Source organism: Kitasatospora putterlickiae, from assembly GCF_039527695.1.
Taxonomy (GTDB): domain Bacteria; phylum Actinomycetota; class Actinomycetes; order Streptomycetales; family Streptomycetaceae; genus Kitasatospora; species Kitasatospora putterlickiae.
Window position 1 is genome coordinate 1 of record NZ_BAAAKJ010000324.1, and the last position, 9,312, is coordinate 9,312.

Below are 9,312 nucleotides of genomic sequence, written 5' to 3' on the forward strand. Positions count from 1 at the left end.
CCGCCGCCGCCCGGCGCGCCGGTCGGGCGCCCGGTCAGCAGCGGCAGCACCCCCACCGTCTCCACCGACTCACCGGCCAGCTCGGCCAGCAGCCCGACCGTGAAGAGGTTGTACTCGCAGACGACCCGGTGCGCGCGCGGCACGTCGTTCGCCTCGATCGCGTCCACCAGGTCGAGGTGGCCGTCCCAGCAGACCCCGGCCAGCTGGGGCATCGTCCGCAGGTACCGCGCGGCGAACATCCACGACTGCACCCGCAGCCAGTCCAGGTAGTCGGCGATCCGGCGGTTGCCCAGCAGCCCGCCGACCTCCTGCCAGAACCGGCGGTCGCAGCCCACCATCACGTCCAGGTTCCCCGCCCGGGACGCCCGCAGCGCCGCGTCCGCCCGCCGGCGCAGCGAGGTCAGCCGGCTCTCGTCCCGGACGCCGGGGTCGGCGGCCAGCCGGCGGAAGTAGCTGTCGGTGATCAGCACCCGGGACTCGAAGATCTCCCGGAAGTCGTCCCAGCCGAACTCGGGAACGGTGAAGCCGCGGTGGTGCTCGGCCCGGAGCAGCCCCTGCGCGGAGAGGTCGACCAGCGCCTCCCGGGCCGGGGTCGCCGAGACCCCGTACAGCTCGGCGATCTCCTTGACGGTGAAGTTCCGCCCGGCCGCCAGCCGGCCGGCCATCATCTCCTCGCGCAGCGCGCCGGCGATCTGCTCGCGCAGGCTGTTGCGCTGGATGACGGGACGGGTGTCGCCCGCGCCGGTGCCGAACATGCGCGCGACCTCCTCGGGCGGGCTGGACGGCCTGACGGGGACAGACCGGCGACGTACGGGCTGGTAACACGACGGGGGCTCATCTTCTCAAAAAGGACACCGACGTGTACAAGCCCCCCATACGCCCCGGCGCGCCCCCGTGCCCCGGCCCGTCGGCCGGCCCCGTCAGCGCTGCACCGGCGCCGGGATCCCCAGCAGCCGGTCCCGGTGCACCGGGAACCCGGCGCGCGCCTTCGCCACCTCCGCCGGATCGAACTCCACGGTCAGCACCTCCTCCCCCGCCCCCGCCTCGGCCAGCACCCGGCCCGACGGGTCCACCGCGATGCTGTGACCCGCCTGCTCGACCCCGCCGTGCGTCCCCGCCGTGTTGCAGGCCAGCACGTACGCCTGCTCCTCCACCGCGCGCGCCCGGGCCAGCAGCGTCCAGTGCTCCCGTCGCCGCTCCGGCCAGGCCGCTGGCACCACCAGCACCTGCGCGCCCGCGTCCAGCAGCGCCCGGAAGAGCTCCGGGAACCGCAGGTCGTAACAGGTCGCCAGGCCCAGCGTGCCGACGTCGGTGACCGCGGTGACGATCTCCTGCCCGGCGCCCATCACCACCGCCTCGCCGCTGTCGAAGCCGAAGCGGTGGATCTTGCGGTAGGTGTGCACCAGCTCGCCGTCCGGGGCGAACAGCAGCGAGGTGTTGTAGATCGGCCCGTCCGGGTCCCGCTCGACGATCGAACCGGCGTGCAGCCAGACGCCCGCCGCCCTGGCGGCCGCCGCCATGGCGTCCGAGGTCGGCCCGTCCAGGGCCTCCGCACCGTCCGACCAGAGGTCGTAGGCGAACCCGCCGAGCGGCCACAGCTCGGGCAGGACCACCAGGTCGGATCCCCGCTGCGCCCGCACCAGCGCGGCCGCGCGGGCTCGCCGCTCGGCCGGTGGCTCGGCGTCGGAGACCGCGAGTTGGATCAATGAAGCGCGCACAGTACCACCGTCCACGACAAGAGTCCTACGATCGTCACCCGAAAGCGCTGCCCTGCTCTCACCCGGCAGCGTAACGTGCGGTTAGCGTGTGCGCCCGAAAGCCGGACTTTCCCGGCCGACCCAGAAGACCGCGGGCACGCGCGGCAAGGCAGCTGACGGAGGGCCGGAGATTCCCGTGACGGACAACCAGACCGTGCAGGCTTACACCGAGGCGTGGACCCAGTCCATCGAGGCGATATCCGAACTGGTGACCCCCCTGCCCGAGGGCTCCTGGAACCGGGCCACGGAGTGCCCGGGCTGGTCGGTCCGCGACGTCGTCTCGCACGTGATCGCCGTCGAGTCCGAGCTCCTCGGCGACCCCCGTCCGATCCACGCCCTCCCCCGCGACCTGCGCCACGTCACCACCGACGCCGCCCGCTACCTCGAACTGCCCGTCGACAAGCGCCGCTGCCACACCGCGCTGGAGATGACCAGCGAGCTGGAGTACACGATCATCCGCCGCTGCCGCGCGCTGCGGAACGCCAAGCAGATGCCCAACGAGCCGGTCCGCTGGCCGGCCGGCCCGCAGAGCCGCGACGTCCCGTACCACCAGCTGCTGCGGCTGCGGGCCTTCGACGTCTGGGTACACGAGCAGGACCTCCGGCGCGCCCTCGGCGTCCCCGGCGACCTCGACTCCCCGGCGGCCCTGATCGCCCGCGACGTCCTGCTGGAGGGCCTGCCGAAGGCCGTCGCCCACCAGGCCGGCGCCCCGGCCGGGACCGCCCTGGTCATCGACGTCACCGGCCCGGTCGAGTTCCTGCGCACCGTACGGGTCGACTCCGCCGGACGCGGCACCATCGACGAGTCCATCAGCCTCGCGCCCGACGTCCAGCTCACCCTCGATTGGGAGACCTACGTCCGCCTCGCCTGCGGCCGCGGCCGCCCGGGCCCGGTGACCGTCGAGGGCGACAAGGAACTCGCCGACCGCGTCCTGGCCAACTTCTCCGTCACCCCGTAGCGGTTCATCACCCGCCCGGCGTACACGCACCGTGCACGCCGGGCGAGTGCACCTCGTGCTCCCGTGCGTCACGTTGGGACCAGTAGCCCCGTTCGTTCGGCCTCGTTGATCCGGACAGCCACCCGGATGAAGGAGGGGCGTCCCCATGGACGACGAACAGACGATGGTGCTGGTCCGGTCGAGCTTCCCGGTCACGGGCCAGCCGATCAGGGTCGTGATGATCGACGGCGAGCCGTGGTTCGTCACGGCGGACGTGTGCCGGATCTTGGGGCGCGGTAACCCCAGCGAGGCCCACAGGGTGGTGAAGCCGGAGAACACGCGCATCGTCGACCTGCGCTCGGTAACCATCAGCGAGACTGATAGTAATCACGTTTCCGCAGGTGAGAAACCCTATACGCGGGGAAATCCGGAGCGCGGGGTGATCAACGAGGCCGGCCTCTACAGCCTGATCATGAAGTCGACCAAGCCCAACGCCCAGTCGTTCCAGGAGTGGGTGACCGGAGACCTTCTCCGCTCCATCCGACGCGGGGACACCGACGTCCCCACCCAGCGGCGGCGGATGGCGGAAACGCTCACCGAGGCGATCGGGCGGCAGGTGTACGTCGTCGCGCGGATCGAGCACGAGGACTGGCCGGACCTCACCGTCCGCTCCGACGGCACGGTCAGCTGCCGGCACGGCGAGATGGTCCTGTGGCTACCCGGGCCGGACGACAGCGGGCCGCCGTTCGGCCCGTACTTCGAGTGCCAGGGCGGGGAGCACGTCGGGATCCGGGGCAGCCGGGTGGTCCCGGGCTGCCCGAAGCTGCGGATCGTGGACCTCGTCCGGATGCGGAACGAGGCCCAGGCCGCGCCGGAGTCCGACGCGACGCGGACCTGCGGTCATGGGAGTCTGCTCGTGGAACTGCACGGTGCCAGGATCCTTGGGACGCCTCCTCAGATCGCGGAGTTCATGCGCGCGTACAGGGGCTGACGTATCCGCAGGTCGGAAACCCTACGCCGGTGCCGCCGCGAGCTTCTTCCGCAGCCGCAGGATCATCAGGGTGCCCACCGCCAGGGGCACGTACTGCCAGCAGAACGCCCAGCGGAAGGCGGTCGCCGTGTAGGTGTCGGCGCCGGAGGGGCTGAGGGTGTCGAGGAGGACGCCGATGCCGAAGAGGGTGATCATCGTGCCGATGAAGCCGCCCATGTTGACGATGCCGGAGGCGGTGCCGAGGCGTTCGACGGGGTTGCGGGCGCGGGCGTAGTCGAGGCCGACCAGGGAGGCGGGGCCGTTGCTGCCCATCACCAGGACGACCGCGACCAGCAGCCAGAGCGGCGGGTGGCCGTCGGGCCAGGCGAGCGCCGCCGCCCACAGCAGCGCGGTGGCGCCGATGACGGTGAGCACGATGGGCATCCGGGCCCGGGCGGTGCGGGAGAGGACCCGGCCGAAGAGGAAGCCGAAGCTCATGTTGGAGAGCACCAGCAGGGTGAGCAGCCCACCGGCGGCGGCGCGGGTCATGCCCTGGGCCTCGACGAGGTAGGGCAGGCCCCAGAGCAGGCCGAAGGCGTTTCCGGGGAACTGGGTGGTGAAGTGGATCCAGAGCCCCAGCCGGGTGCCCGGCTCCCGCCAGGTGTCCCGGACCTGGCGCCTGACGCCGATCCTGGGCGGCGCGGTGGTCGGCAGCGCCCCGGCGGGGCCGTCCGGCGCCTCCCGGAGGAAGAGCGCGACGAGCGCGAAGACGGCGACGCCGAGCAGCGCGATGGCGGTGAAGGTGGGCGTCCAGCCCTCGCTGTGCAGGGCCTGGGCGAGGACGACGGTGGTGATCAGGTTGCCGCTCATGCCGGCGAGGCCGGTCAGCTGGGCGACCAGCGGGTTCTTGGCGGCGGGGAACCAGCGGGCGGCGATCCGCAGCACGCTGATGAAGGTCATCGCGTCGCCGCAGCCGAGCACCGCCCGGGAGGCGAGCGCGGGGCCGAAGGAGTCGGAGAAGGCGAAGGCGAGCTGGCCGGTGCTGAGCAGCACGACGCCGAGCAGCAGCACCCGGCGCGGTCCGAACCGGTCGACCAGCAAGCCGACGGGTATCTGCATGGCCGCGTAGACGAGGACCTGGAGGATCGAGAAGGTGGAGAGCGCGGAGGCGCCGATGCCGAAGCGGTCGGCGGCGTCCAGGCCGGCGACGCCGAGGCTGGTGCGGTGGATGACGGCCAGGACGTAGACGCTGACGCCGATGGACCAGGCGAGCCAGGCGGCCCGCCCACCGGGTGGGTGGTGGACGGCGGCGGGGCCGGGCGTGGGGCCGGCGTCGGCACGGGGAGCGGGGGCGGGCGAGGGGCGGACTGAACTGGCGGGCTCCACGGTCATAGTGGCCCCAGATTAGTCATCCCATCATTGAACGCCCAGGTCGGGGTGGCCGGGACGGATGCGAACCATCCGGTCCGTCCCGGGGCGCCCCGGCTCAGCCGACCACCGTCCAGGAGACCGAGCGCGTCATGTAGCGGTCGCGGAAGGTCTCGTCGCGGACCCAGTCCGTGGTGTCCCGGACGGTCGCCGTGACGGTCGCGCCGTGCCCGGGCTCCAGCGGCAGCGCCGCGGTGTCCAGCCAGCTGTGGTCGGCCGCCTGCGGTTCCACCGGGACGCCGTCCACCGTCCAGTCGACCCGCAGCTGCCGGGCGCCGGACAACGGGACCGGCCGGACCTCCAGCCGGGGCCGGCCGGTGACGTCGCCGGGCGCCGGGACGGGGTTGTCGGTGGGCCTGACCCGCCGGTAGATCTCCTCGATGATGGCCTCCCGCGAGGGCAGGTTGTACGCCCCGCCGAGGGTGCGCATCACCGAGTCCCGGGTGGGCCGGTAGATGCCGTTGGCACTGCGGTAGGCGCCGATCGGGCCGGCGCCGTCCGGGGATTCCGCGCCCAGCCAGCGCCACCACTTGGTCTGCTTGCGGCGCATCTCCTCGGCGTCGTCGGTGGCGAGGTTGGGGTAGTCGGCGTCGTCCGGCGCGCTGTCGTACTCGTCGCCGAGGTCCCCGACGGTGTGCCCTATCTCGTGCTGGATGATCCGCCCCGCGTCCGCGCTGCCGCCGGCCAGGGTGGTCACCCCGGTGCCGCCGGCGCCGCCGTACTCGGTGGAGTTGGCGAGCGCGATGAGGTACTGCGGGCCCTCCCCGTGGCCGGCGAAGCGGGCGGTCGCCTCCTCGTCGGCGCAGAGCAGCCGGGCGGTGCCCTCGCACCAGAAGTGCATGCCGAGCGGGGTGGCGGGGCGCCGGCCGCGGTTCTCGGTCTCGGCGATGCCGGAGACCGGGGAGACCACCTCGACCCGCTTTATGTTGAAGAACCCCTGATAGCTGCGGAACGGCTCGATGTCCATCAGCGCCCGCCAGGCCCGGTCGGCCTGCGCGCGGAACAGCTCCTGCTCCCCGGTGGTGTAGCCGTCGCCGAGCAGGACCAGGGTGATCCGGTTGGCCGGGTCGCCGGTGCGCCGTATGTCGATCGTCGGCGCCTCGCCGGCGGCGTACAGGTCGGCCTGCTGCACCGCGGCGTGCGGCGGCACCGCGCGGTCGGCGGGGGCTCCGGGTCCGATCACCCCGAACGGCGGGGGCCCGGCCAGTTCCAGCGCGGCCGGGAGGACGGCGGTGGACACCAGCACGAGCGCGGCCAGACTCCGGACGATCCGGCCAGGGTTGCCAGGCGGCATACGGGTGTGTCCTCGACGTTCCGGTCACCCGGCGTCGCCCGGGTGGTGGACGCGAAGACGTACCCGTCCGGTGTGTCGCCCTCACCGAACGCCGAAAAGATCACCGATCTGGACGAACCATAAGAATCCAACCAGCCATACCTACGAATCCGATCAGATGCCCAATCATCACCATCCGTGATGCGGAGGTCACCTAAAACTCCCGAAGAAATTTCCGAACCGCCCGCAACCCTTCGGACCCGACCAATGTCTGTAAGGACGAAGGAAGCGGGAGCGAGACCGGCGAGGCCGGGGGGCGCAACTGCTCAGCAGGAGCAGGCCGGTCACCTTCACATCCATCAACTCATTCACCCGCATCAGATCTCGGGGGCACTGTCATGTCCATGTCCATCAAGCCCGCTTCCGCAAACACCTCCGCCACCACCCGTCGCCGCCGGATCGCCGCCGTCGCCGCCACCGTCGTCCTCGCGGGCTCCGTCCAGTTGCTGACCGCCGAGTCCTCCTGGGCCTGCGGCGCACCGGCCGGCGCCAAGGTCGCGGCGTCGAGCGGCACCGAGGCCGCGCCGAAGGCGGACGCCCCCGTCCACCAGGGCGGCCCGGGCGTGGGCTTCCACATGACCCCCTCCGGCCTGGCGCTCAAGGCCGGCGGGCCGAAGCTCGAACTCGGGGTCGGGGTCAGCAACTTCACCGGGGCGCCGTACCGCAACGTGGTGCCCTCGCTCGCCGTCTCCGCCGGCTTCGAGGGCGACGACGACGGCGGCGTCCGGTTCCTCGCCTCCAAGTACCTGACCGTCGAGTACCGGACCACCGGCGCCTGGCAGAAGCTCCCCCTGGTGCGCGGCTGCGACCCGACGCTCTTCGCCACCCCCGCCAAGGGGCTGCCGGTCGCGAACGGCCGGGCCGAGCACGCCACCTTCCGGATCGGTCTCGCGGCGGACGCCCCCGCCGGACTCAAGACGCTCCACGTCGGCCTCTCCGCCACGAGCGAGGACAAGAGGCAGAGCGACTGGGAGCAGCGGGACGTGGCCGTCACGGTGCCGAAGCCGTCGAAGCCCGCTCCCACCAAGCCCGCCCCGGCCAAGCCCACCCCCACCAAGCCCGCCCCCACCAAGCCCGCCCCGGCCAAGCCCGCCCCGGCCAAGCCCGCCGCCCCGAAGCCCACCGCCACCGCCACCGCCCCGGCCAAGCCCGCGAACCCGGTCAGCGACAAGACCGCGGCCGCCCCGGCGGCCCCCGCCACCCCCGAGAGCAAGCCCACCACCCCCGCGGCCAAGCCCACCGCCGCGCCCGTCACCGCCGCGCCCGCCGGCACGCCGGAGCTCGCCGAGACCGGCGCCGGCACCCCGAACGGCCTGCTCGCCGGCCTCGCCGCCGGCCTCGCCGCGCTCGGTGCCGGCATGGTCGTCGCCGTGCGCCGTCTGCGCGCCCAGGGCTGACGCCCCGGAAGGCCGGAGCACAGCATGCCGACGAACCCGGAGAACACCGTCGCCGACGATGACACCGCCTGGTCCTGAGCTCCGCCGGGACCGAGGGAACGAAGGGGCCCGGNCCCTTCTCACCCGTCAGCGGCGGAACGGGCCGGTGACCTCGTAGGTGATGCCGCCGGAGGAGCTGCCGCTGGTGCCCCGCTGGCTGGAGAAGTAGAGGCGGGTGCCGTCGGGGGAGAACGCCGGGCCGGTGATCTCCGAGGAGGACTGGCCGGTGATCCGCAGGAAGGGCGCGACGACGTCGTCCGGCGTGATGACGCAGATCTCCATGTTGCCGCCGTCCTCGGCGACGTACAGGTCGCCGAAGGTGGAGCCGGTGACGTTGTCCACGCCGGTCAGCGGCGCGGTGCCGGGGCTGACCAGCGAGTCGTCGTAGGCCAGCTCGTAGGTGCCGGCGGCCAGGTTGACCTGCCAGACCCGGTTGTCGCCCTTGGTGGTGAACCAGACCGTGTCGTTGGCGTAGTGGCAGCCCTCGCCGCCGTTGAACCGCTTGGCGCCGGTGACCTGGTTGCGGGTGGTGGTCGGGGCGCCGTCGGGGTCGGGGACGGTGGCCCAGGTGAAGGTGCCGGAGGTGGCGGTGCCGGCCTTGAGGACCTGCAGGGTGCCGGCGGACAGGTCGCCCCAGGTGGTCGGGACGAACCGGTAGAAGCAGCCGTCGCTCTCGTCCTCGGTCAGGTAGACCGCCTTGCGGACCGGGTCGGCGGCGGCCGCCTCGTGCTTGAACCTGCCCAGCGCGTCGCGGCGGACGGCGGCGTTCACACCGAACGGGTCGGTCTCGTAGACGTAGCCGAGGCTGACCTCCTCGCAGGACAGCCAGGTGTTCCACGGGGTGGCGCCGCCCGCGCAGTTCTGCCGGGTGCCGGACAGGATCCGGTAGGCGCCGGTGACCGTGCCCGAGGAGTTGAACCGCAGGGCGCCCGCGCCGCCGGAGGGGTTGATCTCCGAGTTCGAGACGTAGATCCAGCCCGTCCCGTCGGCGAAACAGGCCCCGCCGTCGGGCGCGCTGTGCCAGGTGTACGAGGTGCCCGCGACCACCTGACCGGAGCGGGCGACGACCCGGCTGGTGAAGCCGGAGGGAAGCTGGACGCCGTTGGCGTCGGCGGCGCCGAGCGCCCCGTACGGGCCGGGCCCGTTCTGCGCCGGGGCCGCGTAGGCGGCGCCGTGCGTGAGGGTGCCGACGAAGGCGGCGGCCGAGGCACCGGCGACGGCGCCGCGCAGGAAGGTACGTCGTTCCATGCTGACTCCCGGGGGGAAGCGTATGGTCCGCCGCCCGGTCGGACGGCGGGGACGCGCGCCCGAAGGCTAGGGAGCGGGGGTGGCCGTGCCGGCAACGAATGGTGAACGGCTCTCCCGCACCCCGGGAACAGCACTGTTCACCGTCCACCGACGATGCGGCCACGCAGGGTTACCAGGAGGGGGCCCGGACGCGGCGAGGGGGA

8 protein-coding genes are annotated in these 9,312 nt (G+C 72.8%); 3 read left to right on the top strand and 5 right to left on the bottom strand.

Annotated features, from left to right (window positions below; all coding sequences use genetic code 11):
• Together ABD308_RS30720 and ABD308_RS30725 are read right to left on the bottom strand one after the other, a co-directional pair.
• Positions 1-755, bottom strand: a 755-nt coding sequence (locus ABD308_RS30720; RefSeq protein ID WP_344342286.1) for a GntR family transcriptional regulator, incomplete at its 3' end; no start/stop codon positions are given.
• Positions 756-920: 165 nt separating this feature from the next.
• Positions 921-1,718, bottom strand: coding sequence for a carbon-nitrogen family hydrolase (locus tag ABD308_RS30725; RefSeq protein ID WP_344342288.1), 798 nt, complete (start codon positions 1,716-1,718; stop codon positions 921-923).
• 175 nt (positions 1,719-1,893) lie between these two features.
• Between ABD308_RS30725 and ABD308_RS30730 the strand changes: the two genes are divergently transcribed.
• Both ABD308_RS30730 and ABD308_RS30735 read left to right on the top strand, forming a co-directional pair.
• Positions 1,894-2,715: a maleylpyruvate isomerase family mycothiol-dependent enzyme gene (locus tag ABD308_RS30730; protein WP_344342290.1), complete on the top strand. Its 822-nt coding sequence runs from the start codon at positions 1,894-1,896 to the stop codon at positions 2,713-2,715.
• Between the two features lie 145 nt (positions 2,716-2,860).
• Positions 2,861-3,685, top strand: coding sequence for a BRO-N domain-containing protein (locus ABD308_RS30735; RefSeq protein ID WP_344342292.1), 825 nt, complete (start codon positions 2,861-2,863; stop codon positions 3,683-3,685).
• Between the two features lie 21 nt (positions 3,686-3,706).
• On the opposite strand, the gene ABD308_RS30740 is transcribed toward ABD308_RS30735, so the two are convergent.
• Positions 3,707-5,056 (bottom strand): MFS transporter, encoded by a 1,350-nt coding sequence (locus ABD308_RS30740; protein ID WP_344342294.1) that lies wholly within the window; start codon positions 5,054-5,056, stop codon positions 3,707-3,709.
• A 94-nt stretch (positions 5,057-5,150) separates the two neighbouring features.
• Positions 5,151-6,386, bottom strand: coding sequence for a M64 family metallopeptidase (locus ABD308_RS30745; protein WP_344342296.1), 1,236 nt, complete (start codon positions 6,384-6,386; stop codon positions 5,151-5,153).
• 383 nt (positions 6,387-6,769) lie between these two features.
• Between ABD308_RS30745 and ABD308_RS30750 the strand changes: the two genes are divergently transcribed.
• Entirely contained in the window at positions 6,770-7,822 is a 1,053-nt protein-coding gene (locus ABD308_RS30750) for a hypothetical protein (RefSeq protein WP_344342298.1), read from the top strand.
• A 126-nt stretch (positions 7,823-7,948) separates the two neighbouring features.
• Here ABD308_RS30750 and ABD308_RS30755 read toward each other — a convergent pair whose 3' ends face one another.
• Positions 7,949-9,109, bottom strand: coding sequence for an alkaline phosphatase PhoX (locus ABD308_RS30755; protein ID WP_344342300.1), 1,161 nt, complete (start codon positions 9,107-9,109; stop codon positions 7,949-7,951).
• Positions 9,110-9,312: the final 203 nt, after the last annotated feature.

What these genes read in the sequence shown, in the direction of transcription:
- ABD308_RS30740 (WP_344342294.1), bottom strand. Translation starts at nt 5,056, where the DNA reads ATGACCGTGGAGCCCGCCAGTTCAGTCCGCCCCTCGCCCGCCCCCGCT.
- ABD308_RS30750 (WP_344342298.1), top strand. Translation starts at nt 6,770, where the DNA reads ATGTCCATCAAGCCCGCTTCCGCAAACACCTCCGCCACCACCCGTCGC.
- ABD308_RS30745 (WP_344342296.1), bottom strand. Translation starts at nt 6,386, where the DNA reads ATGCCGCCTGGCAACCCTGGCCGGATCGTCCGGAGTCTGGCCGCGCTC.
- ABD308_RS30735 (WP_344342292.1), top strand. Translation starts at nt 2,861, where the DNA reads ATGGACGACGAACAGACGATGGTGCTGGTCCGGTCGAGCTTCCCGGTC.
- ABD308_RS30755 (WP_344342300.1), bottom strand. Translation starts at nt 9,109, where the DNA reads ATGGAACGACGTACCTTCCTGCGCGGCGCCGTCGCCGGTGCCTCGGCC.